The sequence below is a fragment of the Streptomyces sp. NPDC007875 genome, from assembly GCF_042868035.1.
GTDB lineage: Bacteria > Actinomycetota > Actinomycetes > Streptomycetales > Streptomycetaceae > Streptomyces > Streptomyces antimycoticus.
This window is the reverse complement of record NZ_JBIADZ010000011.1, coordinates 219,295-241,625: the sequence shown is the minus strand read 5'-3', so window position 1 is coordinate 241,625 and position 22,331 is coordinate 219,295. Positions and strand designations below refer to the sequence as shown.

Annotated in this window: 22 protein-coding genes; 12 read left to right on the top strand and 10 right to left on the bottom strand. The window is 71.2% G+C overall.

The window, feature by feature from the left end; all coding sequences use genetic code 11:
* Positions 1–119: 119 nt before the first annotated feature.
* The 5 genes from ACFYOY_RS24215 (at position 120) to mscL (ending at position 4,598) form a co-directional block, all read left to right on the top strand.
* Positions 120–1,625 carry a potassium/proton antiporter gene (locus tag ACFYOY_RS24215; RefSeq protein WP_351886654.1) on the top strand — a complete coding sequence of 502 codons (1,506 nt, stop codon included), beginning with the start codon at positions 120–122 and terminating at the stop codon, positions 1,623–1,625.
* Between the two features lie 167 nt (positions 1,626–1,792).
* Entirely contained in the window at positions 1,793–2,164 is a 372-nt protein-coding gene (locus tag ACFYOY_RS24210) for an FmdB family zinc ribbon protein (RefSeq protein ID WP_351886651.1), read from the top strand.
* 99 nt (positions 2,165–2,263) lie between these two features.
* Positions 2,264–3,109 carry an S-methyl-5'-thioadenosine phosphorylase gene (locus tag ACFYOY_RS24205; RefSeq protein ID WP_351886648.1) on the top strand — a complete coding sequence of 282 codons (846 nt, stop codon included), beginning with the start codon at positions 2,264–2,266 and terminating at the stop codon, positions 3,107–3,109.
* 184 nt (positions 3,110–3,293) lie between these two features.
* Positions 3,294–3,998, top strand: a complete 705-nt coding sequence (locus ACFYOY_RS24200) for an RcpC/CpaB family pilus assembly protein (protein WP_388589509.1) — start codon at positions 3,294–3,296, stop codon at positions 3,996–3,998.
* 132 nt (positions 3,999–4,130) lie between these two features.
* Positions 4,131–4,598 carry a large conductance mechanosensitive channel protein MscL gene (mscL, locus tag ACFYOY_RS24195; protein WP_388589588.1) on the top strand — a complete coding sequence of 156 codons (468 nt, stop codon included), beginning with the start codon at positions 4,131–4,133 and terminating at the stop codon, positions 4,596–4,598.
* Between the two features lie 7 nt (positions 4,599–4,605).
* Here the strand turns inward: mscL and ACFYOY_RS24190 are convergent, their stop codons facing one another.
* Both ACFYOY_RS24190 and ACFYOY_RS24185 read right to left on the bottom strand, forming a co-directional pair.
* Positions 4,606–4,794, bottom strand: a complete 189-nt coding sequence (locus tag ACFYOY_RS24190) for a hypothetical protein (RefSeq protein ID WP_014054365.1) — start codon at positions 4,792–4,794, stop codon at positions 4,606–4,608.
* 3 nt (positions 4,795–4,797) lie between these two features.
* Entirely contained in the window at positions 4,798–5,340 is a 543-nt protein-coding gene (locus tag ACFYOY_RS24185) for an AMP-binding protein (RefSeq protein ID WP_388589506.1), read from the bottom strand.
* A 202-nt stretch (positions 5,341–5,542) separates the two neighbouring features.
* Between ACFYOY_RS24185 and ACFYOY_RS24180 the strand changes: the two genes are divergently transcribed.
* Both ACFYOY_RS24180 and ACFYOY_RS24175 read left to right on the top strand, forming a co-directional pair.
* Complete coding sequence (locus ACFYOY_RS24180) at positions 5,543–6,685, top strand: P1 family peptidase (RefSeq protein WP_351886638.1); 1,143 nt, start codon at positions 5,543–5,545, stop codon at positions 6,683–6,685.
* A gap of 88 nt (positions 6,686–6,773) precedes the next feature.
* Positions 6,774–7,793, top strand: coding sequence for an FAD-dependent oxidoreductase (locus tag ACFYOY_RS24175; protein ID WP_388589502.1), 1,020 nt, complete (start codon positions 6,774–6,776; stop codon positions 7,791–7,793).
* A 7-nt stretch (positions 7,794–7,800) separates the two neighbouring features.
* On the opposite strand, the gene ACFYOY_RS24170 is transcribed toward ACFYOY_RS24175, so the two are convergent.
* The 3 genes from ACFYOY_RS24170 to ACFYOY_RS24160 all read right to left on the bottom strand — a co-directional run bounded on the left by ACFYOY_RS24170 (position 7,801) and on the right by ACFYOY_RS24160 (position 11,691).
* Positions 7,801–9,903 (bottom strand): fructose-specific PTS transporter subunit EIIC, encoded by a 2,103-nt coding sequence (locus ACFYOY_RS24170; RefSeq protein ID WP_351886632.1) that lies wholly within the window; start codon positions 9,901–9,903, stop codon positions 7,801–7,803.
* 85 nt (positions 9,904–9,988) lie between these two features.
* Positions 9,989–10,933, bottom strand: coding sequence for a 1-phosphofructokinase (gene pfkB, locus ACFYOY_RS24165; protein WP_351886629.1), 945 nt, complete (start codon positions 10,931–10,933; stop codon positions 9,989–9,991).
* Positions 10,930–11,691 (bottom strand): DeoR/GlpR family DNA-binding transcription regulator, encoded by a 762-nt coding sequence (locus tag ACFYOY_RS24160; RefSeq protein ID WP_059148798.1) that lies wholly within the window; start codon positions 11,689–11,691, stop codon positions 10,930–10,932. Before ACFYOY_RS24160 ends, pfkB begins: the two co-directional genes overlap by 4 nt.
* Before the next feature lie 311 nt (positions 11,692–12,002).
* Between ACFYOY_RS24160 and ACFYOY_RS24155 the strand changes: the two genes are divergently transcribed.
* A complete protein-coding gene (locus ACFYOY_RS24155) occupies positions 12,003–12,740 on the top strand; it encodes a 3-oxoacyl-ACP reductase family protein (RefSeq protein ID WP_388589498.1) in 738 nt (245 codons plus the stop codon).
* A 196-nt stretch (positions 12,741–12,936) separates the two neighbouring features.
* Here ACFYOY_RS24155 and ACFYOY_RS24150 read toward each other — a convergent pair whose 3' ends face one another.
* Positions 12,937–13,941: an RNA polymerase sigma factor RpoD/SigA gene (locus ACFYOY_RS24150; RefSeq protein WP_059148800.1), complete on the bottom strand. Its 1,005-nt coding sequence runs from the start codon at positions 13,939–13,941 to the stop codon at positions 12,937–12,939.
* A gap of 374 nt (positions 13,942–14,315) precedes the next feature.
* Between ACFYOY_RS24150 and ACFYOY_RS24145 the strand changes: the two genes are divergently transcribed.
* Positions 14,316–14,732 (top strand): hypothetical protein, encoded by a 417-nt coding sequence (locus ACFYOY_RS24145; protein WP_351886624.1) that lies wholly within the window; start codon positions 14,316–14,318, stop codon positions 14,730–14,732.
* A 173-nt stretch (positions 14,733–14,905) separates the two neighbouring features.
* Positions 14,906–16,036, top strand: coding sequence for a questin oxidase family protein (locus ACFYOY_RS24140; protein WP_351886621.1), 1,131 nt, complete (start codon positions 14,906–14,908; stop codon positions 16,034–16,036).
* Positions 16,037–16,116: 80 nt separating this feature from the next.
* On the opposite strand, the gene ACFYOY_RS24135 is transcribed toward ACFYOY_RS24140, so the two are convergent.
* Positions 16,117–16,899: a class III extradiol ring-cleavage dioxygenase gene (locus ACFYOY_RS24135; protein ID WP_351886618.1), complete on the bottom strand. Its 783-nt coding sequence runs from the start codon at positions 16,897–16,899 to the stop codon at positions 16,117–16,119.
* A 121-nt stretch (positions 16,900–17,020) separates the two neighbouring features.
* Between ACFYOY_RS24135 and ACFYOY_RS24130 the strand changes: the two genes are divergently transcribed.
* On the top strand, positions 17,021–17,521 hold the full coding sequence (locus ACFYOY_RS24130) for a MarR family transcriptional regulator (RefSeq protein ID WP_351887250.1): 501 nt from the start codon (positions 17,021–17,023) through the stop codon (positions 17,519–17,521).
* A gap of 118 nt (positions 17,522–17,639) precedes the next feature.
* Here the strand turns inward: ACFYOY_RS24130 and ACFYOY_RS24125 are convergent, their stop codons facing one another.
* Together ACFYOY_RS24125 and ACFYOY_RS24120 are read right to left on the bottom strand one after the other, a co-directional pair.
* Positions 17,640–19,148 (bottom strand): MFS transporter, encoded by a 1,509-nt coding sequence (locus ACFYOY_RS24125; protein ID WP_351886615.1) that lies wholly within the window; start codon positions 19,146–19,148, stop codon positions 17,640–17,642.
* Between the two features lie 176 nt (positions 19,149–19,324).
* Positions 19,325–19,975 carry a helix-turn-helix domain-containing protein gene (locus ACFYOY_RS24120; protein WP_351886612.1) on the bottom strand — a complete coding sequence of 217 codons (651 nt, stop codon included), beginning with the start codon at positions 19,973–19,975 and terminating at the stop codon, positions 19,325–19,327.
* A 289-nt stretch (positions 19,976–20,264) separates the two neighbouring features.
* On the opposite strand from ACFYOY_RS24120, the gene ACFYOY_RS24115 reads away from it, so the two are divergent.
* Positions 20,265–21,596 (top strand): M6 family metalloprotease domain-containing protein, encoded by a 1,332-nt coding sequence (locus tag ACFYOY_RS24115; RefSeq protein WP_351886609.1) that lies wholly within the window; start codon positions 20,265–20,267, stop codon positions 21,594–21,596.
* Here the strand turns inward: ACFYOY_RS24115 and ACFYOY_RS24110 are convergent.
* The gene (locus tag ACFYOY_RS24110) at positions 21,562–22,191 is read right to left on the bottom strand and encodes a TetR family transcriptional regulator (RefSeq protein WP_351886606.1); all 630 of its coding nucleotides are present in this window, start codon (positions 22,189–22,191) and stop codon (positions 21,562–21,564) included. The genes ACFYOY_RS24115 and ACFYOY_RS24110 overlap by 35 nt on opposite strands.
* Positions 22,192–22,331: the final 140 nt, after the last annotated feature.

Here is a 22,331-nt window from a genome sequence, read left to right as displayed (position 1 = left end):
CTCGTACACCTCGGCGAAGGCTCCTCGTGGGAGGCTCGCGTCAAGATCCCGTAAAATGTTAGGTAAGGCAATGAAGTTCCGGTCGGTGGGGACCTGTTCGCAGCGTTCCCTCCGCTCCCGTGAGAAAGGGTCGGCCCCTGACTGTTCACCACCTCAATGAACTGCTGTTGATCTGCTCGCTCGTCCTGCTCTTCGCGGTGGTGGCCGTAAGGATCTCCTCGCACAGCGGGCTGCCCACGCTGCTGATCTATCTCGGGATCGGCGTCGCCATCGGCACGGACGGGATCGGCGTCACCTTCAACGACGCCGAGCTGACGCAGGTCCTCGGCTACGCCGCGCTGGTCGTCATCCTGGCCGAAGGCGGTCTGGGCACGAAGTGGGGCGAGATCAAACCCGCGCTGCCGGCGGCCGCCGTCCTGTCCACCCTGGGTGTCGCGGTGAGCGTGGGGCTCACCGCGACCGCAGGGCACTATGTGGTGGGACTGGACTGGCGGCAAGCGCTGATCATCGGCGCGGTGGTGTCGTCCACGGACGCGGCGGCGGTCTTCTCGGTGCTGCGCACGGTGCCGCTGCCCAAGCGGCTCACGGGCGTCCTGGAGGCCGAGTCGGGTTTCAACGACGCCCCCGTGGTGATCCTGGTGGTCGCCTTCTCCACCCAGGGCCCCATGGAGCCCTGGTACACCCTGATCGGCACGATCGCCCTGGAGCTGGCGATCGGCGCGGTGATCGGCCTCGCGATCGGCTGGCTGGGCGCGTACGGCCTGCGGCATGTGGCGCTGCCCGCCTCGGGTCTGTACCCGATCGCGGTGATCGCCATCGCGGTGACCGCCTACGCGGGCGGTGCGCTGGCGCACGGGTCCGGCTTCCTCGCCGTCTACCTCGCCGCGCTCGTCCTGGGCAACGCACGGCTGCCGCACTGGCCGGCGACGCGCGGCTTCGCCGAGGGGCTGGGCTGGCTCGCCCAGATCGGGATGTTCGTCCTGCTGGGACTGCTGGTCACCCCACATGAGCTGGGCGATGACATCCTGCCCGCCCTCGCGGTCGGGCTGGTGCTGACCGTGGTGGCCCGGCCGGTGTCGGTCCTGGTCAGCACGGCGCCGTTCCGGCTGCTCTGGCGGGAGAAAGCACTGCTGTCCTGGGCCGGGCTGCGCGGGGCGGTACCGATCGTCCTGGCGACCATCCCAGTGGTCAGCGATGTGCCCGGCAGCAACCGGATCTTCAACATCGTCTTCGTGCTCGTGATCGTCTACACCCTGGTCCAGGGGCCGACGCTGCCCTGGCTCGCCACCCGGCTGCGGCTCGAGGAACCCGAGCCGGCCGACCTGGGCATCGAGTCGGCGCCCCTGGAGCGACTGCGCGGCCATCTGCTGTCGGTGTCGATCCCCCAGGCGTCCAAGATGCACGGTGTCGAGGTCGGCGAGCTGCGGCTGCCCACGGGGGCCGCCGTCACCTTGGTGGTCCGGGGCGGGACCAGCTTCGTACCGCTGCCCTCGACGATGCTGCGGCGCGGCGACGAGCTGCTGGTGGTGGCCACGGACCCGGTGCGCGACGCGGCGGAGCGGCGGCTGCGGGCGGTGGGCCGGGGCGGCAAGCTGGCGGGCTGGCTGGGCACAGGAGCGGGCTGAGGGGGCGGGAGCCGGGGCCCGCGAAGGCCCCCGATCGGGAGCCGGGAGTGGGCCTCGGACGGTGGGTTCGATCACCGTATATCCCGTCCCAGTGGACTGACGCGCAGGAATACTGCACTATGGAGCGTCGTTAGCACTCATTGAGTGAGAGTGCCAGGAGGAAGAACGTGCCGACCTACCAGTACCAGTGCACCGAGTGCGGCGAGGGCCTCGAGGCGGTGCAGAAGTTCACCGACGACGCGCTCACCGAGTGCCCCAACTGCAAGGGACGCCTGAAGAAGGTGTTCTCCGCGGTCGGCATCGTGTTCAAGGGCTCCGGGTTCTACCGGAACGACAGCCGCTCCTCTTCGAGCAGCACGAGCGGCGGTTCCAGCAAGCCGGCGGCGAAGAGCGAGAGCTCCGACTCGTCGTCTTCCTCGTCTTCGTCCTCGTCCTCGGACTCTTCCTCCTCGTCCTCCTCCTCGACGTCTTCGTCGTCGGCGTCTTCCTCGTCGTCCTCGGCGTCCTCCTCCTCTTCGTCGTCGAGTTCGGCCGCCTGACCGGGCCACCCCCTCTTCGGCTTCATCGGCACCCCGCCACCTCCACCTGGGAGGAGGCGGGGTGTCGTTCGTGCGGATGCGGGTGGCTAGGGTGATCGCATGGTCGAGACCAGCAGGCAAGCAGACATAGGGGTCATCGGGGGATCGGGGTTCTACACGTTCCTCGACGACGTGACCGAGATCACTGTGGAGACTCCCTATGGGGCGCCGAGCGACTCGCTCGTTCTCGGCGACATCGAGGGGCGACGGGTCGCCTTCCTCCCGCGGCACGGCCGCAAGCACCATCTGCCGCCGCACCGCATCAACTACCGCGCCAACCTCTGGGCCCTGCGCTCGCTCGGGGTTCGGCAGGTCTTCGGCCCGTGTGCGGTGGGCGGGCTGCAGCCGGAGTACGGACCTGGAACGCTGCTCGTCCCCGACCAGCTGGTGGACCGCACGAAGGCGCGTACGCAGACCTACTTCGACGGCGAGCCGTTGCCGGACGGCCGGATTCCGAACGTCGTGCACACCACCTTCGCCGACCCGTACTGCCCGGTGGGGCGGAACGCCGCCGTGGACGCGGCACGCGGACGCGGCTGGGAGCCGGTGGACGGCGGGACGATGTGCGTGATCGAGGGGCCGCGCTTCTCCACCCGGGCCGAATCGCGCTGGCATGCGGCGCAGGGCTGGTCGGTGGTCGGCATGACGGGCCACCCGGAGGCGGTGCTCGCCCGTGAACTGGGGCTCTGCTACACGTCGTTGACGCTGGTCACCGATCTGGACGCGGGGGTGGAGACCGGTGAGGGCGTCACCCACACCGAGGTGCTGAAGGTCTTCGGGGAGAACGTGGGCCGACTGCGTGAGGTGCTCTTCGACGCGGTAGGCAAGCTGCCGGAAAGCTCCGCGCGGGACTGCCTGTGCGCCCATGCCCACGACGGCTGGGATCTGGGGATCGAGCTTCCGTAGGGGCGGTGCGGGGCAGCCGGACGACACTGCCGCGGCGGCCACCTCGGGGTCGCTGTCGCTCGCCCGGGTGACCGAGTTGTCCACAGCCCGGTGGCCGTCCACAGGCCCGAGCGGGATCGGGCGGGGGCGGGCATGGTGAGGGGGCCAGAAGCACTCGGTCCCTCACGGCAGGCGGTGATGTGCCATGTCCCATCCGTCCCCCACCCTCGCGTTACCCCGCTCCGCTCCCCCGGCCCGCGCGGTGCCACGCTTCGATCCGGTGCGCACCGAGCGCTCCGGCGGATTCCGGCTGCGGCGGGCCATGCGGCGGCGGCGCCGTGCGATGGCGGCCGGGCTGGCGCTGACGGCCGCCGCACTCGCGGCCGCGGCACCGCCCGGCCGGGGCCACACGCATGCGGAGTCCTCGCGGGCGCCCGCTCCGGCGGGCGAGGAGCGGCAAGGCGGCCCGCGCCCCGCCATGGTGTCGGCGCCGGTCCGGATCGCCGACGCGGCGGCGGTGGGGCTGCTGCACCCCGGTGACCGGGTGGATGTGCTGGCCACCCCGCTCCCGGACGCCGCACGGGCCGGGTCGTCCGGTGCCACGGCACGGGTGGTCGCACGTGGGGTCCGAGTGGCCGAGGTGCCGGGATCCCGGAGCGGCCACGCGTCGGGCGGCCGCTCGGCGGACGGTGGGGCCGACGGCGGCGCGCCGGAGGCCGGTGCGGAGGCGGATGCGAGCGGCAAAGGCGCGGGGAACGATGACGCCGCGCTGGACGGCGGCGGCGTGCTGGACGGGGGGATGGACGGCGGCGGGGCGCTGGTGGTGCTGACGGTGCCGCGAGCGGACGCCGGCGCCCTGGCCGGGGCCGCGGCCGGCTCCCGACTGACGGTGACGCTATGCCGCTGCTGACTCTCCCGACTCCCCTGATGCCCCTCTCACCTGCGGGTGTAGGTTGCGGAACCGTCCGCTCCAGCACCGACGCGGCGAGAGAGAGGCAGTGGGTTGAGCCAGGAGAAGGTAACCGAGGAGAAGAAGAGCGTCATGGAAGGGTTCAAAGCCTTCCTGATGCGCGGCAATGTGATCGATCTGGCCGTCGCGGTCGTCATCGGAGCCGCCTTCACCGCCGTCGTGAACTCGATAGTGAAGGGCCTCATCAACCCCATAGTCGGAGCCTTCGGCACGAAGGATCTCGAGAAGTACCGCTCCTGCCTCGAGGCGCCCTGCGAGACCAACGCCGCGGGCGATGTCATCCACGGCATTCCGATCCTCTGGGGAAGCGTGCTCTCGGCCGTGCTGACCTTCCTGATCACCGCGGCGGTGGTGTACTTCCTGATGGTGCTGCCGATGTCGCGCTATCTGGCGCGCAAGGCCGCCAAGGAGGAGAAGGCGGAGCAGGAGCAGGCCGTCGCGGAGGCCGAGGAAATCCTTCTGTTGCGCCAGATCCGCGACGAGCTGGTGGCACAGCGCGGCGCCGTCGTCGAGGGTGGCGGCAGCGGCTCCAGCGCCTAGGGACCCGTCAGAGGTGGTGGGGCGGCTTCTCGTCGAGGAACCGGGCCAGACCAGCGGCATCGTCGGCGCTGTCGCCGCCGGGAACCCGCTCACCCCACCCGTGGTCCGTATCGTCCGATGACCGCTGCGCCAGTGGATCGTCGAAGATCAGCGCGGCGGCCGGATCGCGCGGTCCAGGGGCAGGGGCGGTGTTCATGCCTCAAGAGTACGGCCCGGGCAGCGGCTCGGTGTATCGGCCGAGCTCGTCGTGCCACCACAGGTCACGCCCGGGCGTCCAGGACACCGGGCAGGCGAGCCGGTGGACGACCAGCACGGACCGCACCCCGGGGCAGCCGGTCAGCGCCCGGTCGACCTGCCGCTTGAGCGGCTGCAGCTCGCCGCGGTGCTGCCCGGCGTCCGCGGTGATGACGACCTTCGCGTCGACCTCCCTGATCCGCTCGCGCAGCTCATGGGGGCGCAGCCCCACGGGGAGGCTGGCGCGGACGACGTCGAGCCGGCCGCAGGCGAGCGTGGCGATCACGGACTCGGGCACCAGCGGCAGATGGACCGCCACCCGGTCCCCGGTGCGGACGCCGAGTCGGGTGAGTGCGGCGGCGGCCCGGGCCGCCTGGTCGAGCAGCTCGGCATGGGTGAGCTCCTCGGTGCAGTCCGGCTCGCTGATCCAGCGGAGGGCGACCCGGGCGGCCCGCCGAGTGTCGGCGGCCAGTGTCGGGAGCTCCTCCGTCCGAGAGCTACGGGGCACGGCGGTCTTCTTTCGGACGGGGGCGAACGGCATACAGCCCAGACTGCTGTCACGCCATCAACGTCTGATGAACGCCCTCTATATGAGAGGTCCTCATCCTGTCCTGTGGCCTTCGCCGGCGATCGCGGGCGGGCGGAAGAGGGAGTGGTTCACGTCTCGGTACCCGACCATGCCATGGCTTCCCGTGCTACGCATAGCTTCCATGGATGCCGAGCGGACAAACTCCGAATCAACCCCCACCGGTCCGGCCGACGGCCTCACGGATGTCCGTGGACTGCGGGTGGGCCATGCCCAGCGGTCCGGCGGCGGCCGGCTGACCGGGACGACCGTGGTGCTGGCCCCCGAGGGCGGTGCGGTCGCCGCGGTCGATGTGCGCGGCGGTGGTCCCGGCACCCGGGAGACCGATGCCCTCGATTCGCGGAATCTTGTCCAGCGCGTCGATGCCATCGTGCTGACCGGTGGCAGCGCGTTCGGGCTCGACAGCGCCTCGGGGGTGGCCTCCTGGCTGGAGGAGCACGGCCGGGGCTTCCGCGTCGGTCCCGATCCGGCGCAGGTCGTTCCGGTGGTCCCGGCCGCCGCCCTCTTCGACCTGGGCCGGGGCGGCGACTGGCGGGCCCGCCCGGACGCCGTGCTGGGGCGCGAGGCGATCGATGCGGCGGCCGCTTCGGAGACGGGGGCGCCGGTCGCGCAGGGCAATGTGGGGGCGGGCACGGGCGCGGTGGCCGGTGGGCTCAAGGGCGGCACCGGTTCGGCCTCCACGGTGCTGCCGTCCGGTGTCACGGTGGCCGCGCTGGCGGTGGTCAACGCCGTGGGATCGGTCGTCGATCCCGGTACGGGTGTGCTCTACGGGGAGCACTACGGGCCGTCGGACGAGGGCGGGCCCCGCAGGCCCGATGCGGCCGAGCACGCGGAGGCGATGCGCCGGCTGACCGCCGCGCGGGCCGAGTCGCAGCGGCGGCAGGCCGCGTCGGTGCGGCCTCCGCTGAACACCACGCTGGCCGTGGTCGCCACCGATGCCGTGCTCACCCGGGCCCAGGCGCACAAGCTGGCGGGTACGGCGCATGACGGTCTGGCGCGGGCCGTCCGGCCGGTGCATCTGCTCTCCGACGGCGACACGGTCTTCGCCCTGGCCACCTGCGGGCGGCCGCTGATACCGGAGGGCGGCCCCGAGGGCGCCGACGATCCGGCGTTCGGGGTGCACCGGGAGAGCGGCGCGCTGAACGAAGTGCTGGCTGCCGGGGCGGATGTGCTGACCCGGGCAGTGGTCAAGGCGGTGCTCGCGGCGGAGACCGTGGACGGCCCGGGCGGTGTCTTCCCCGCATACCGGGATCTTTACAGCCGCTGATCCGGCCCGTTGTCCTCCCGACCGGAGAGAAGGAAGCGTCCGGCCTGGAGAGAAACGGGCCGGAGAGACGGAGAGAAGGGGGCTTCATATGGACACCGATCTGCTGATCGTCGGGGGTGGTCCGGCGGGCTGCGCCGCCGCCGTGATGGCGGCGAGCGTGGGGATGCGCTCGGTGCTGATCGAGTCGGGCGACGCGGTGTGCGGGGCGCTGCGGCGCATCCCGGTGGTGAGCAATGTCCTCGGAGTCACCAACGGCCCGGATCTGGCGGCGGCGATCGAGGCCGATCTGGCGCGATGTGATCTGTGCCGGGTGGAGCTGGGCAGCCGCGCCACGCTGATCGACGCCTTCGACGACCGCGTCGAGGTCGCGGTCGAGCCCACGGCGCCGGTGGGGCCCGCGTGGGGGCGTGGAGCGCGGCTGACCGCCCCGTATGTGGTCGTCGCCACGGGGGTCGGGCCGCTGGGTCCTGAGGGCGCGGGATGGCTCGGGGGCGTGGCGGGCCGGGCGCTGCCGCCGCTGTGGAAGGCGGATCCGGCGGCGATCGACGACCGGACGGTGCTGGTCCTGGGCGCGGACCGGCCCCTGGGCACCGTGGCACGGGCTCATCCGGAGCTGAGGACCCGCTTTGTGGTGGCGTATCCGTCCGAGGACGCTTACAAGACCGAGGAGATCCGGCGGGACTCGCGGGTGGAGCTGGTAGCCGTGCGGCGGCTGGAGTTCGGGCCCTCCTCGGCACCGGTCACCGCCGAGGTCCGGACGGTGGAGGGTGAGCGGCGGGTCCTCACGGCCGATCTCGCCTTCCTCAATCTGGGCAGCGCCCCGGCGCCCCCGGCCGGGGCCGTGGCCACCGACCGGTCCGGGTACTGCCCTCCCGGGAGCCAGCGTCCCAGGGTCTTCACCGCCGGTGATCTGCGGTCGGTTCGCTTCCAGCGGATCGCGACCGCCATGGGGTCGGGTGGCGAGGCCGCGCTCGGTGCCTACTACGCCTCGCGCGGCCTGGCCACGGAGTCCGGCGGCCCGCCCACGGAGATCGGCGGCCCGCCCACAGCGACCGGCGGCCCGCCCATGGACGTGGGCGGGCCGCCGGACCCGGCAGGGGGTGGCTGAGATGCGGTCAGACCGCGACCGCCACCTTCGACTCGTCCTCGGTGGTACCGCCCGGGGCGGTCTTGCCGCCCACCTGGCCGGTGGCCTCCGCCTCCGCCGTCTTCCGCAGCCCCTTGAGGAAGACCACCAGACCGGCCGAGACCACCGTGCCCGCCACGATGGCCAGCAGGTAGAGGAACGGCTGGCCGATCAGCGGCACCACGAAGATGCCACCGTGCGGGGCGCGCAGCGTGCAGTCGAAGGCCATCGACAGCGCACCGGTGACGGCACCGCCCACCATCGACGAGGGGATCACCCGCAGCGGATCCGCCGCGGCGAACGGAATGGCGCCCTCAGTGATGAAGGAGGCACCCAGCACCCAGGCGGCCTTGCCGTTCTCCCGCTCGGTCTTGGTGAACAGCCGTCCACGCACGGTGGTGGCGAGGGCCAGCGCCAGCGGCGGGACCATACCCGCGGCCATCACCGCGGCCATGATCTTGAGGCTTCCGGTGGAGGGGTCCGACACCGCGATACCGCCGGTCGCGAAGGCGTATGCCACCTTGTTGACCGGGCCGCCGAGATCGAAGCACATCATCAGGCCGAGGAGGACGCCGAGACCGATGGCGTTGGCGCCGGAGAGGCCGTTGAGCCAGTCGGTCATCGCCTCCTGCGCGGAGGCGATGGGCTTGCCGATCACCACGAACATCAGGACGCCGACGATCGCCGAGGAGATCAGCGGGATCACCACCACCGGCATGATGCCGCGCAGCGCCGCCGGGACCTTGAACCGCTGGATGCCCATGACGACCGCGCCCGCGATCAGACCCGCGACCAGACCGCCGAGGAATCCGGCCTTGATGGTGGTCGCGATGTAGCCGCCCACGAAACCGGGGACCAGACCGGGCCGGTCGGCCATGCCGTAGGCGATATAGCCCGCCAGGACCGGCACCAGGAAGGTGAACGCCGCACTGCCGATCTGGAAGAGCAGCGCAGCCCAGCTGCTGGTCTCGGCCCAGACGAAGTGGTCCGCCACGGACTTGGCACTCGCGATCTCGTAACCGCCGATCGCGAAGGCGAGCGCGATCAGCAGACCACCCGCGGCGACGAACGGGACCATGTAACTGACGCCCGTCATCAGCCACTTGCGCAGCCGGGTGCCGAAGCCGTCACCGGCGGGACCGTCCTCGTCCATCGGCGCGGAGCGCCCCGCCGCGCCGTCGGCCGGTGCGCCGATCTCGCCGCGTGCGGCCTTTGCACGCGCCTCGGCGATGAGTTCGGCAGGGCGGCTGATGCCCGCCTTCACTCCGACGTCCACCGTCGGCTTACCCGCGAAGCGGGCCTTGTCCCGGACCTCCACATCGTGTGCGAAGACCACCGCGTCGGCGGCGGCGATGGTGGCCGCGGGGAGCTTGTCGAACCCGGCCGACCCCTGGGTCTCGACCACCAGCTCGACCCCGGCCTCGCGACCGGCGTTCTCCAGCGCCTCGGCGGCCATATAGGTGTGGGCGATACCGGTCGGGCAGGACGTGACGGCGACGATCCGGAAGGGGGCAACCGGCTCCGAGTCGGTGGCCTGAGCAGCGGCGGGTTCAGTAGCGGCGGGCTCAGCTGCGGCGGGCTCACCTGCCGCCGCGGGCTCCTCGGCCTCCGTTCGCCCGGCTCCCGTCCCCTCGGCGGCGGGTGCGCTCTGCTCCTCGCCGCGGATCAGGGCGGCCACCCGTTCGGGCCGGTCGGCCGAGCGCAGCGCATCGGTGAAGTCGGCGTTCATCAGCTGGCGCGCCAGGCTCGACAGGATCGTCAGATGGTCGCTGTCCGCGCCCGCCGGGGCCGCGATCAGGAAGATCAGATCGGCCGGCCCGTCCGCCGCGCCGAAGTCGATCCGGGCCACGCTGCGCCCGAAGGCCAGGGTCGGCTCGGTGACATGCGCGCTGCGGCAGTGGGGTATGCCGATGCCGCCGTCCAGGCCGGTCGGCATCTGCTCCTCGCGCGCCACCACATCGGCGAGAAAGCCGTCGAGGTCGGTGACCCGGCCGGCCGCGACCATGCGTTCGGCGAGCGACCGGGCGGCGGCTTCCTTGGTGTCGGCGGACAGGTCAAGGTCGACCAGATCCGCGGTGATCAGCTCACTCATCTCGCGGCTCCCTTGTGTGCGGTGCCGCCCTGGGGGAGGCGGGCGGACGGAGTGGGGATTGGGGGGTGGGAGTGGGGTCGGCCGGTCACGCGGGCTCCTTGAGCACACGGTCCAGCGGGATATCCGCCGTCGTGACGACGGCGGACGGATCGAGGTCGGCCGGGGTCGGCATGGCGCTGCCCGGCAGCTGCACCGCGGCCGCCCCGTGGGCGACGGCCGAGGCGAGTGCGGCGGGCCCGGCGCCGCCCGCCGCGAGGAATCCGGCGAGCGAGGCGTCGCCCGCGCCGACGTTGCTGCGCACGGCGGCGACCCGCGCGGTGCCGAAGTAGGCGCCCGTCTCATCGACCAGCAGCTGACCGTCGGCGCCCAGGCTGGCCAGCACGGCGCGGGCACCGAGCCCCCGCAGTTCCTCGGCCGCCTTGACCGCCTCGCCCACCGTTGCCAGCGGACGGCCCACGGCCTGGGCGAGTTCCTCGGCGTTGGGCTTCACCACATCGGGACGCTCGCGCAGGGCGGCGGTCAGCGAGGGGCCGGAGGTGTCCAGAGCGATCCGGGCGCCCGCCCGGTGGGCCCGCGCCACCAGCTCGGCGTACCACTCGGGCGCGAGTCCCCGGGGCAGGCTGCCGCAGCAGGCGATCCAGTCGGCGCTCTCGGCGCTCGTCCGAACGGCCTCCAGCACCGCCTCGGCCTCGGCGTCGCTCAGTTCGGGCCCGCCCGCGTTGAGCTTGGTGAGGGTGCCGTCCGGTTCGGCCACCGAGATGTTGACCCGGGTCGAGCCCGCCACGGGCACGCCCGCAGCCTCGATGCCCAGCTCTCCCAGCAGCCGTGCGAGCAGCGCGCCCTCCGGTCCGCCGAGCGGCAGCACGGCCACCGTGCGATGCCCCGCGGCGGCCACGGCGCGCGAGACATTGACGCCCTTGCCGCCGGGGTCGACCCGGTCGGCCGTGGCCCGCAGCACGGTGCCGCGCTCCAGCGCGGGGATCTCGTACGTACGGTCCAGGCTGGGGTTGGGGGTGACGGTGAGAATCATGCGCGTGCCACTTCCGTGCCCCGACGCTCGATGGCCAGGGCGTCCTGCGGGCTGAGCCCGGTGTCCGTGATGAGCAGATCGACATCGTCCAGGCCACCGAACCGGGCGAAGTGCTCCCGGCCGAATTTGGCGGAGTCCGCGAGCAGCACCACCCGCCGCGCCGCCGCGATCATGGCGCCCTTGACGGCGCCCTCCGCGAGATCGGGTGTGGTGAGCCCGCCGTCCAGCGAGAAGCCGTTGGTGGCGAGGAAGACCACGTCGGCCTTGATTTCGCCGTAGCCGCGCAGCGCCCATGCGTCCACGGCGGCCCGGGTGCGGTGGCGGACCCGTCCGCCGACGAGGTGCAGCGCGATACCGGGGTGGTCGGCGAGGCGGGCGGCGACCGGCAGGGCGTGGGTGACGACGGTGAGCTTGGCCTCCAGTGGGAGGGCGGCTGCGAACCGGGCCGCCGTCGAGCCCGCGTCGATGATCACGCTGCCGTCGGACGGCAGCTCGGCGATGGCGGCCCGCGCGATGCGGTCCTTCTCATCGGCGGCGGTGGACTCGCGCTCGGCGAGATCGGGCTCGAAGTCCAGACGACCGGCCGGGATGGCGCCCCCGTGCACACGGCGGACGAGCCCCGCCCGGTCGAGGGTGCGCAGATCACGCCGCACGGTCTCGGCGGTGACCTGGAACTCCTCGGCGAGGGACAGGACATCCACCCGCCCGCTTTCACGGGCGAGCCGGAGAATCTCCTGCTGACGCTCCGGTGCGTACATGTGGGTTTACGTCCCTTCCATGCCCGAACCTGTGATTTCGCGGCCAGATTACGTGGGTGATGCCGGAAAGTAAACAGACTCGGGCACGAAACGAACTCGACCGGGCATGGACGGGTCGCGATCACTCAGCGACCTCTCTCGGCTGCCCACTGCGGACCGCCTTCTCCGAATGCCCGCCCCGCGCGTCGCCACAGCGCACCGTCCGATTCCCGCCGGACTTCCACCACCCGCCCGACCAGGATCGAGTCACGTCCCCCTCACCAGGAGGGACCACCGCACAGCGGAATTTTCATCGCATACAAGGAGAAGACATGACACTCGACGGCAAGACGGCCCTGGTCACCGGTGGCAGCCGGGGCATCGGCGAGGCCGTGGCGATCCGGCTCGCCGAGGACGGCGCCGATGTCGCCCTGACCTACCACAGCCAGGCCGACCGCGCGGCGGACGTCGTCGACCGGATCAAGGCGCTCGGCCGTCGCGCCTGGGCGGTGCGGGTCGACGGCGCCGACGCGCAGGAGGTGCGCGCCGCCGTGGACGGGGCCGCCGCCGAGTTCGGCCGACTGGACATCCTGGTCAACAACGCGGGCGTCGGTGTCCTCGGCCCCCTCGCCGAGCTGTCGCTGGACGATGTGGACCGGATCCTCGCCGTGAACGTCCGGGCGCCGTTCCTCATGGCGCAGGCGGCCGCGGCACAGATGACCGACGGCGGGCGGATCATCAACATCGGGAGCTGTATGGCCGAGCGCGTCGCCTTCCCCGGCGGCAGCCTCTACGCGACCAGCAAGACCGCGCTCACCGGCCTCACCAAGGCCCTGGCCCGTGAGCTCGGCCCGCGCGGGATCACGGCCAACCTGGTCCACCCCGGTCCGGTGGACACCGATATGAACCCGGCGGACGGCGAGAGCGCCGCACTCCAGAGCGGCTTCACCGCACTCGGCCGCTACGGCCGTCCCCCGGAGATCGCGGCGACCGTATCCCATCTCGCGGACGACAGCGGCCGCTACATCACCGGGGCGTCGATCGCCGTGGACGGCGGCTTCGCCGTCTGACCGACCGGCCCCGGCCCGCGGCCGACCCCGACCACACCTGCAGCCACCCCGACCACACCTCCAGCCATACCGCACCACCCAGGCAGCAAGCACCACCCGGACACAAGCGAGCCCCGGCGCCAGGGGGGAGGCGCCGGGGCTCGGTCCATGGGTTGGAGGGGGTCTGGTGGCGGCTGGAGTCTGCTGTCCCGAGAACTCAAGCCGCTGCGTCGAAACCGGTCTGGCGGGCCATCTTCTTCAGCTCAAGCAAGGCATGCTTCTCGATCTGGCGGATGCGCTCACGCGTGAGGCCATGCTGCTTGCCGACCTCGGTCAGGGTGCGCTCCCGGCCGTCGTCGATGCCGTACCGCGCCTTGATGATGGAGGCGGTGCGGTCGTCGAGGCGGCCGATCAGGTCCTCCAGCTCCTCGCTGCGCAGCAGCGTCATCACCGACTGCTCGGGCGAAACGGCCGAGGTGTCCTCCAGCAGATCGCCGAACTGGGTCTCCCCTTCGTCGTCGACCGACATGTTCAGACTGACCGGGTCGCGGGCCCAGTCGAGCACATCCGAGACCCGCTCCATCGTGGAGCCGAGCTCCTCGGCGATCTCGGCGTGCTCCGGCTCGCGGCCGTGCTCACGGTTGAACTCCCGCTGCACCCGGCGGATCCGACCGAGCTCCTCGACCAGGTGGACGGGCAGCCGGATCGTACGGGACTGGTCCGCGATCGAGCGCGTGATGGCCTGACGGATCCACCACGTGGCATAGGTCGAGAACTTGAACCCCTTGGTGTAGTCGAACTTCTCCACCGCGCGCACCAGGCCCGCGTTGCCCTCCTGGATCAGGTCGAGCAGGGGCAGCCCACTGCGCGGATAGCGGCGCGCCACAGCCACGACGAGGCGCAGGTTGGAGCGGATGAAGATGTCCTTGGCCCGGGCACCTTCGGTGGCTATCGCCTCCAGCTCCTCGCGGCTCGCACCTGCGGCAGGGGCCTCCTCAACCTCGCCGTCCAGGATCTGCTGGGCATACACCCCCGCTTCGATGGACTGGGACAGCTCGACCTCCTTCGCCGCGTCCAGCAGCGGGGTACGAGCGATCTCGTCGAGATACATGCCGACCAGGTCGCGATCGGCGATCTCCCCGCCTGAGGCGCGAACGCTGTTGGCCCCATCAGCGCCACCGGCGGCGGCGGACTGATTACGGGCGACGGCACGGGTTGCCATGCGTGCTCCCTTACAGATGGATCGGGCGCGGACTATGGACGGGCTCTCCGGTGTCGGGTGCCCCGTCCGAAGGAAACAACGACTGGAATCAGGACAGAATTCCCATCAGGCCCCCACCTTTTTACGATCATGCAGTACCCTGTCCACCCACACGGGGCTCAGCGCACTGCCGAAGCGGCCGGGAAGCGCAGGTCAGACCCCCTGTGCCGCCGTCTCCTACGGCTCTCCCGCCCGTCTCTCATCCGTCAAGACGAATCTCGCGGGCTCCCGGTTGCCCGGATGGCCCATCGCGCCGGGTTGCCCGGCCCTCCACATGGGTGTGCGCTGGAAAGTGACAGGTCAGGGCGGGGACGCGGCGACGAGGAGGTTCGGTCATGAATGCCCCCACAGCCCCGGTGAGCCACCGCCACCATCCGCGACTCCACCTCCCACTGCACCCCTCCGCCTCCTGGGGCATCCCCGTCGTTCTGGCGGTGCTCTTCGGCGGCTGGGTGATGTTCGTGGACCACAATCAAGGCTCCAGCATCCCCGCGTCCGCCGTCCTCGGCGTGGTGTCCGCAGTGGTGGTCGGGGCGCTCTGCTACGCCCTCGGCAGGATGACGCCGGGCCTGATGCCGGAGATCCGGGCCATGCTCTACGGGACGCTCCTCGGCTGCGCGCTCGGCTTTCTGCACGCCGTGAGCGGAGGCTCGGTGTACCGGTCCGCGGGGATCGGGCTCGGGGCGGGGCTCGCGATGATGGGCATAGCGTTCTACATCTTCCACGCACGGGAGGAACGCCCTCCGCAGTAGCCCGTCAGCCCCCCGTAGCCCGTAACCCGCCGTGGTCCCCCACAGCCCCCGGCCCAGACCTCCGGCCGAGGTCCCCGGCCCTCTCGCCGCGGTCCCGGCTTAGGTCGTTGGTCCCCGCACGCTTCCGTCCTCGGCCCGATTCGGGGCCGCCCCGCCCTCCCTAGCGTGTGGCCATGACGGACGACACGAGTGGAACCCTCGACGAAGCCCTCGAGCGACTGCATGCCTCCGGCCCCGAGCATGAGGGATGGCTGAGCAATCACGCGCCGATGGCCGTGGAGGCGCTGGTGCGTCACGGCCAGGGGCGCACCGTGCACCGGTGGCTGGACCGCTACCGCGACAAGCTGGAGGAGATGCCGGGCTCGTACGCCCGGATCACCGAGGAGAACTGGCGCGAGGCGCTCGGCGATCCACGCCGTCTCGCCGACTGGCCGGCCTACTTCGACCGGGAGCTCGCCGACCGCCCCTGGCGGGACGTGCTCGCCGTGTGGTGGCCACGGCTGCTGCCGGGCATCGCGGGCGGCGCGACGCATCCGGTGATCCGGGTCGGCCACGCCGTACGGACCCTCCTGGACGACCCGGGCACTGCGACCGCTCCCCGCACCGCCGAACTGGCCCACGCCCTCGGCTACTGGGCCGCCCGGCACGCCCCGCTGCCGCCGCTCCGGCAGCAGCCGGGCCCCGCCTCGGGGGCGGCGGCCGACGCTCTGGCCGCCGTGGAGCCGATCGCGGACCAGAGCGGTGGCATACGGGCGCGGCTGGCCCGCCTCACCGCCTTCCCCACCTGGCCGCCCACCCCGCAGCCCGGCCAGACGCCCGCCCCGCAGCCCGGCCAGACGCCCACCCCGCAGCCCACCAGCCGGACGACCACCCCCGACGCCACCGACCCGGCGGAGGAGGCGCGCCGGCGGCTGACCGAGCTCGTGCGGGCCGCGACCCATCGCTACGCCACCCACGGCCACGGCTCACCGGTCATGCTGGTCCACGCCGCGACCGCGCCCAACGCCGTACTGCGCGTCCTGCCCGCGCTGCCGCGGGAGCTGTGGGCGCCGAGTCTGGACGCGGCATGGGCGGCGAGTGCCGCGGTCACGGCGGTGTACGCGCCGCAGGAGCCGCTCCCGGCCGACCGGCTGCCGTCCGCGGTCGGCGTCACCCCCGAGGAGGTCTTCGCCCGCGCCGCCGCGCACGGCGATGAGCACGCCATCAAGCTCACCGACACCGCCCTCGACGTCGCCCAGGGCCCGGACGCCATGGCCCTGGCCGCGGCGCTCCACGCCTGCGCGATGATCGACCCGGCGCTCTGAGGCGGGCACGGGCCGGTCCGTACCCGACGAGCCGGTCCGTACCCGCTCGGACCCACCGCTCGCCGAGCCCCTCCCCCGGCTCACCCGAACTGCAGCGACCGCTTCGCCAACCCCATCCAGAAGCCGTCGATCACGCTTCGCTGGCTGCGCAACTCCGCCTCCGCCGCGCCCAGCGTGACGAACAATGGCGCGAAGTGTTCGGTGCGCGGGTGGGCGAGCCGTCCCGCCGGGGCCGTGCGCTCGAAGTCCAGCAGCGCGTCGATGTCCTGTGCGTCCAGGGCCCGTTGCCCCCAGTCGTCGAACTCGGCCGACCAACTGGGCGGCGTCGGGCCCGTCTGCCGCATCGCGGCCAGGTTGTGGGTGAAGAAGCCGCTGCCGACGATCAGGACGCCCTCGTCCCGCAGCGGCGCCAGCTTCCGTCCGATCTCCATCAGCTTCCGCGGGTCGAGGGTCGGCATCGAGACCTGCAGGACCGGGATGTCGGCCTCCGGATACATCTCGACCAGGGGCACATACGCCCCGTGGTCCAGCCCCCGGTCGGGGATGTCCTGGACCGGTGTCCCCGCCGTGCGCAGCGTCTTACGGATCCGCTCGGCGAGCTCGGGGGCTCCCGGCGCCGCGTACCGCACCTGGTAGTAGTGCTGGGGGAATCCCCAGAAGTCATAGACCAGTGGCACCTGTTGGGTGGCCCCGATCGCCAGGGGCGCCTCCTCCCAGTGGGCGGAGATCATGAGAATGGCCTGGGGCCGGGGCAGGCCCGCGGCCCAGGCGGCGAGCTGTCCGGGCCAGACCGGATCGTCGGCGAGCGGCGGAGCACCATGACTGAGGTAAAGGGCGGGCATACGCCCGTCGAGCGCGGACATGAGGTCTCCTCGGCAGAGCCCGACAAGGATACTTGAAGTCTCAAGCAAGTACCCATCACTGTACCGCACACTTGTTTAAAGTTCAAAAAGTGTTCTCTAGAATGGACGCGTGGACAACGCCATGAAGACCCCCTCAGACACCGACGAACCGCGTTGGCTGACCGATGACGAGCAACGCAGCTGGCTGGCGTACGTCCAGGCGCACATGCTTCTGGAGGACCACCTCGACCGCCAGCTGCAGCGGGACGCCGGCATGCCCCACGTCTACTACGGCCTGCTGGTGAAGCTCTCCTGGGCGCCACGCCACCGGATGCGGATGACCGAACTGGCCGAGGCCGCCAAGATCACCCGATCCCGGCTGTCCCATGCCATCGCGCGCATGGAGAAGGACGGCTGGGTCCGACGCGAGGACTGCCCCGACGACAAGCGCGGGCAGAACGCGGTCCTCACCGACAAGGGGGTCAAGGTGCTGGAGGAGACCGCCCCCGGCCATGTGTCCGCCGTGCGGATGGCCGTCTTCGACCGGCTCACCCCCGAGCAGGTCGAGCAGTTCGGCACCATCTGCCGGATCATCGCGGACGGTCTGCAACCGGAGGGCGCCGACCTCCCCTGGCTGCGCTGACGCCCCCGTCCCAGCACGCCGAGGACCGAACGAGCGAAGGACGGACGAAGGCCCCGCTCCCCCAGGATTCTCCCCAGGGGAACGGAGCCTTCGCCCACCTACGAACTACCTCAGCGCGTCAGTGCGCCATGACCGGAATGGCGTCCTCCGCCGCTCCTTCATCGGAGCCGGCGACCGCGCCGCCGCCTCCCTGATGTCCGGCGTTGACCATCGTGATGGCGATCACCCCGGCCAGCACCAGGATGCCGACCGCCCACCAGATGGCGGCGGTGTAGCCATGCACCATCGACTGCAGCTCCAGCGCCGTGCGGGAAGGAGCCCCGGCCGCATGCGACTTGGCGTACGCGGTGGTGGCGCTCGCCGCGATGGTGTTCAGGAGCGCGGTGCCGATAGCGCCGCCCACCTGCTGCGAGGTGTTGACCATCGCCGAGGCGACACCCGCGTCACGCGGCTCGACGCCATGCGTGGCCAGGCTCATCGCCGGCATGAAGGCGGTACCCATGCCGAGGCCGAGGAGCAGGAACCCGGGCAGGATCAGCGCGGGGTACGAGGTGTCCAGGTCGATCTGGGTCAGCAGCAGCATGCCGACCGAGGCGACCAGGAAGCCCGGTCCCATCAGCAGCCGCGCCGGGACCCGGGTCATCAGCCGGGCGCCGATCTGCGTCGAGCCGGTGATCATGCCCGCGACCATCGGCAGGAAGGCGAAGCCGGTCCTGACCGGGCTGTACCCCTTGACGACCTGCATGTAGTAGGTGAGGAAGAGGAACAGGCCGAACATGCCGATGATGGCGAGGCCCAGCGAGGCGTAGACACCGCCCCGGTTCCGGTCGGTGACCACGCGCAGCGGCAGCAGCGGCGCCTTCACCCGCGACTCGACGGCCACGAAGGCGATCAGCAGCACGGCCGCGGCGACGAACAGACCGATGGTCAGGCCCGCGGACCAGCCGTCGGACTCGGCGCGGGTGAAGCCGTAGACCAGCGAGACCAGACCCGAGGTGGCCAGGAGCACACCGGGGACGTCCAGCCGGGACGTGTTGCGGCTCTCCACCGGGTCGCGGATCACGGCGACCGCGCCGATCGCGGCGACGATGGCGAACGGGATGTTCACGAAGAAGGTCCAGCGCCAGTCCATGTACTCGGTGAGCACACCGCCGAGGATCAGACCGACGGCACCGCCACCACCCGCGATGGCACCGAAGACACCGAACGCCTTGGCGCGCTCCTTGGGGTCGGTGAACATCACCGCGAGCAGCGAGAGCGCTGAGGGGGCGAGCAGCGCGCCGAACACACCCTGCAGCGCACGCGCGCCCAGCAGCACACTGGTGTTCAGCGCGGCGCCGCCGATGGCCGAGGCGGCCGCGAAGCCGGCCAGGCCGACGATGAAGGTCCGCTTACGTCCCCACAGGTCGGCGATCCGGCCGCCGAAGAGCAGCAGTCCGCCGAAGGCGAGGGCGTAGGCCGTGATGACCCACTGCCGGTTGCCGTCGGAGATGCCGAGGTCGGCCTGGGCACTGGGCAGCGCGATGTTCACGATGGTCGCGTCGAGCACGACCATCAGCTGGGCGAGGGCGATGAATATCAGCGCTTTCCAGCGCCGGGGATCCACGAATGGTGCCGTTTCAGGCATGGGTGAGCCTACCTAGCGGTGCGGAGAGTGATAAATGGGACGAGTGGTGCCGACCGAAGTCAGGCCGGCTCAGGCCGTTGGGTAACAGGTAGCGAGAGGCGTCGACGCACGTACAGAAGACTTGTGAACGCGCGCGAAATAAGCGGTGCTCCGGGATCGGCCGGGTGCGATCTATGTCACGGCCGGTGCTGCAGATCCTCCAAGGTCACGGACTTGCCGGGTAGTTCGGAGCGCGCCGGGGCCTGCAATCCATCCAGGAAGATCTGCAGATGCCGGTGCACAAAGGCGTCGAAGTCCACACAGAAGCTGCCGGGCAGCGGCCGGGTGAGCTGGTTGAGCGCGACCATCAGATCACCGACACCGATGTCGGTGCGCAGTCGGCCGTCGGCCTTCGCGGCCCCCATCAGGGCCTCGACTCCGGCGGACAGACGGTCGCGGACGGCAATGAGGTCAGGGTGCTCCTTGTCGAGGCCGTCGGAGAGCAGAAGGCACAGCGCGCCGATGCGCTCGTCCGCCGCGGCATGGACGAAGCGCCGCAGCGCCGAGAAGGAGTCTGCCTCCTCGGCCAGGGCGGCTTCGGCCTGGTCGGCGACGCCGGACATCACCGAAAGCGCCACATGGTGGATGAGCTCACGGCGGTCCGTGAAGTGCCGGTAGATCGTGGCATTCCCGACCCCTGCCCGTCGAGCGATTTCATCGAGGGGGGTTTGCGCCCCGGATTCGACGATCACCTCACGGGCGGCCACGACAATACGCTCCCGATTGCGCAGGGCGTCCGCGCGCAGCCGGGGCTGCGCGGACTTCGCGGTCATCGTGTCGGCGGCCATGACAGCACTCCTTTCTGCGTACGGCATCCATGCGTACGGTTCTCCGGCGGCCTGGTGGCGACACCAGGCCCCGGCCCAGACGTTCGAGCTTCAACATTTCCGGGGAGTCAGTCCCCGTTTATGCGGTCACCGGGTTAAACGGGGAATCACTCCCCGGAATTTCCGCGTCCGCAGGTGACCTGCCTCACACCTGCTCGGCACCCCCCGCCGCCCAAACGGAGCAGGTCATTCCCTCACTCGGCGGTACCCCACGAGCGATCCGGCCCGCGCCGTCACACCGTGGTCGGCAATGAGGCAGACGCATGGGACCACCCGCCACCGCATACGAATACGCCGGCCCCGCAGAGGCAGCGCATTCGCCACTGCCGCCGTGCTCACGGTGGCGGTGGTCGCCCCGGCGGCGACTCCGCGTCCCGGGTCCCCCGCGCCCCCCGAACTGGCCCCGGCGCCCTCCGGACGACCGGCCTTCGGCTCGCTCGCGCCCTGCGCCCTCGCCTCAGGACCGGGGCTGCAGATGTCCGAGGGCATACCCACCGGCCGCGGCTACAGCCGCAGCACCGGCACGGTCCACGCCCTCAACCTCATGATCGACTTTCCCGATGTGCGCGGCCAGGGCACCGCCCGCCAGCGCTTCGAGGAGTTCTTCCCCCAGACCACCCGGTGGTTCGCGCAGAGCTCGTACGGACGACTGGACTACCGCCCCGAGATACCGATCACCCACTGGCTGCGGATGCCGCGCTCGTTCCGCGCCTACGGCATCAAGCGCGGCAGCCCCTTCGACCCGGGCTATCGCAGACTGGTGGCCGACATCGCCAAGGCCGCCGACCCCAAGGTCGACTTCCGCCGCTACGACCTGGTGAACGTCCTGGTCACCCCGAACGCCGGGCCGCCGGCCGCGCATGCCGTGCTCTCCGTCACCTACGCCGACAACCAGCAGGCCCCGACCGCCGACGGCGTTCCGCTGGCCAATGTCTCCTTCGTCTACAGCCGCCAGGACGACGGCTCCGGCTCGCTGCGCCGCACCGGCTTCCGCGTCCTGCCCCATGAGAACGGCCATGTCTTCGGGCTGCCCGACCTCTACACCCGGGGCGGCGGCGACAAGGCCGGCCACTGGGATGTGATGTCCGAGGACTGGGGCGTCGGCAACGACCTGCTGGCCTGGCACAAGTGGAAGCTGGGCTGGCTCGGCCCGCGGCAGATCGCCTGCGCCGCCCGCTCCGGGGTCTTCGCGCACGTCCTGTCCCCGCTGAGCCGTCCGGAGGGCACCAAGCTGGTCTTCGTCCCCGTCTCGCCGTCCACCGGCTATGCGATCGAGGCGCGCGCGAGCGGCGGCAACGACGAGGCCATCTGCAAGCCCGGCGTCCTGATCTCCCGGGTGGACACCGGTGTCGACTCCGGTGGCGGCCCCGTCACCATCATGGACTCCACCCCCCACGGCCGCGGCTGCACCCGGGAACGCAATGTCCACCCCGGGCTCAGCGACGCGACCTACGCGCCCGGCGAGACCTTCCGCACGGAGACGAACGGCCTGCGGATACGCGTCCGCGTCACCGGCCGGGACGCGGCCGGTGACTTCGGCGTGGAGATCACCCGTCGCGCCAGTGGCGGCGCCCGAGGCTGATCAGCATCAGCTGCTTGCGCGCGGTGTCGGCGACCCGCCGCTCCAGCCGCGGATGATCCGGCTGCGCCTCCAGGAACGCCGTCGCCGTCATCACCATGTGGTCCACATACAGCTCCGCAAGCATCCGGACATCTTCCGGCGGCCAGCCGTCCGGCGTCAGCCGCGGGGAGAAGTCGGCGGCCACCTCATCGGCGAATCGGTCCAGCTCGGCGGCGATGGCCTCGCGCACCGCACGCACCCCGCCATGCCGCTCACGTGCGATGAAGCGGATATGCGCGGGATAGCGGCGCACATGCTCGGCGACCGCCTCGACGGTGGCGTCGATCCGCTCCTCGTCACCGTCCTGACCTGCGAGTATCGCGCCGATCATGTGGTGCAGGCTGCCCAGGGACTCCTCGACCAGTGCGACACCGAGATCGCTCAGATCCCGGAAGTGCCGGTAGAAGGCGGCCGGCGCCACCCCCACCGCCCGCGTGACCTCACGCAGCCCCAGACTGCTCAGGCTCTGGTCCTCCAGCAGCCGCAACGCCGCGTCCATCAGGGCGCGCCGGGTCTTCTCCTTCTGGGCCTGCCGGACCCCTGGCGTGTGACTCATATCATTCAGTAAACAGCTGTTCGCTGAATTTTTCCAGGGGTGGGCGGGGTACTCTAGAACTCAGTGAACAGTTGTGATTCCAACTGTTCACCGAACAATTACCATCCGCACGCCAACCGCATCCGGATCGTCACTTCGAG

Excerpts from the sequence above, each read along its gene's own strand:
- ACFYOY_RS24205 (WP_351886648.1), top strand. The coding sequence starts at position 2,264 with ATGGTCGAGACCAGCAGGCAAGCAGACATAGGGGTCATCGGGGGATCG.
- ACFYOY_RS24200 (WP_388589509.1), top strand. The coding sequence starts at position 3,294 with ATGTCCCATCCGTCCCCCACCCTCGCGTTACCCCGCTCCGCTCCCCCG.
- mscL (WP_388589588.1), top strand. The coding sequence starts at position 4,131 with ATGGAAGGGTTCAAAGCCTTCCTGATGCGCGGCAATGTGATCGATCTG.
- ACFYOY_RS24190 (WP_014054365.1), bottom strand. The coding sequence starts at position 4,794 with ATGAACACCGCCCCTGCCCCTGGACCGCGCGATCCGGCCGCCGCGCTG.
- ACFYOY_RS24180 (WP_351886638.1), top strand. The coding sequence starts at position 5,543 with ATGGATGCCGAGCGGACAAACTCCGAATCAACCCCCACCGGTCCGGCC.
- ACFYOY_RS24175 (WP_388589502.1), top strand. The coding sequence starts at position 6,774 with ATGGACACCGATCTGCTGATCGTCGGGGGTGGTCCGGCGGGCTGCGCC.
- ACFYOY_RS24170 (WP_351886632.1), bottom strand. The coding sequence starts at position 9,903 with ATGAGTGAGCTGATCACCGCGGATCTGGTCGACCTTGACCTGTCCGCC.
- pfkB (WP_351886629.1), bottom strand. The coding sequence starts at position 10,933 with ATGATTCTCACCGTCACCCCCAACCCCAGCCTGGACCGTACGTACGAG.
- ACFYOY_RS24160 (WP_059148798.1), bottom strand. The coding sequence starts at position 11,691 with ATGTACGCACCGGAGCGTCAGCAGGAGATTCTCCGGCTCGCCCGTGAA.
- ACFYOY_RS24155 (WP_388589498.1), top strand. The coding sequence starts at position 12,003 with ATGACACTCGACGGCAAGACGGCCCTGGTCACCGGTGGCAGCCGGGGC.
- ACFYOY_RS24150 (WP_059148800.1), bottom strand. The coding sequence starts at position 13,941 with ATGGCAACCCGTGCCGTCGCCCGTAATCAGTCCGCCGCCGCCGGTGGC.
- ACFYOY_RS24145 (WP_351886624.1), top strand. The coding sequence starts at position 14,316 with ATGAATGCCCCCACAGCCCCGGTGAGCCACCGCCACCATCCGCGACTC.
- ACFYOY_RS24140 (WP_351886621.1), top strand. The coding sequence starts at position 14,906 with ATGACGGACGACACGAGTGGAACCCTCGACGAAGCCCTCGAGCGACTG.
- ACFYOY_RS24135 (WP_351886618.1), bottom strand. The coding sequence starts at position 16,899 with ATGTCCGCGCTCGACGGGCGTATGCCCGCCCTTTACCTCAGTCATGGT.
- ACFYOY_RS24130 (WP_351887250.1), top strand. The coding sequence starts at position 17,021 with ATGAAGACCCCCTCAGACACCGACGAACCGCGTTGGCTGACCGATGAC.
- ACFYOY_RS24125 (WP_351886615.1), bottom strand. The coding sequence starts at position 19,148 with ATGCCTGAAACGGCACCATTCGTGGATCCCCGGCGCTGGAAAGCGCTG.
- ACFYOY_RS24120 (WP_351886612.1), bottom strand. The coding sequence starts at position 19,975 with ATGGCCGCCGACACGATGACCGCGAAGTCCGCGCAGCCCCGGCTGCGC.
- ACFYOY_RS24115 (WP_351886609.1), top strand. The coding sequence starts at position 20,265 with ATGAGGCAGACGCATGGGACCACCCGCCACCGCATACGAATACGCCGG.
- ACFYOY_RS24110 (WP_351886606.1), bottom strand. The coding sequence starts at position 22,191 with ATGAGTCACACGCCAGGGGTCCGGCAGGCCCAGAAGGAGAAGACCCGG.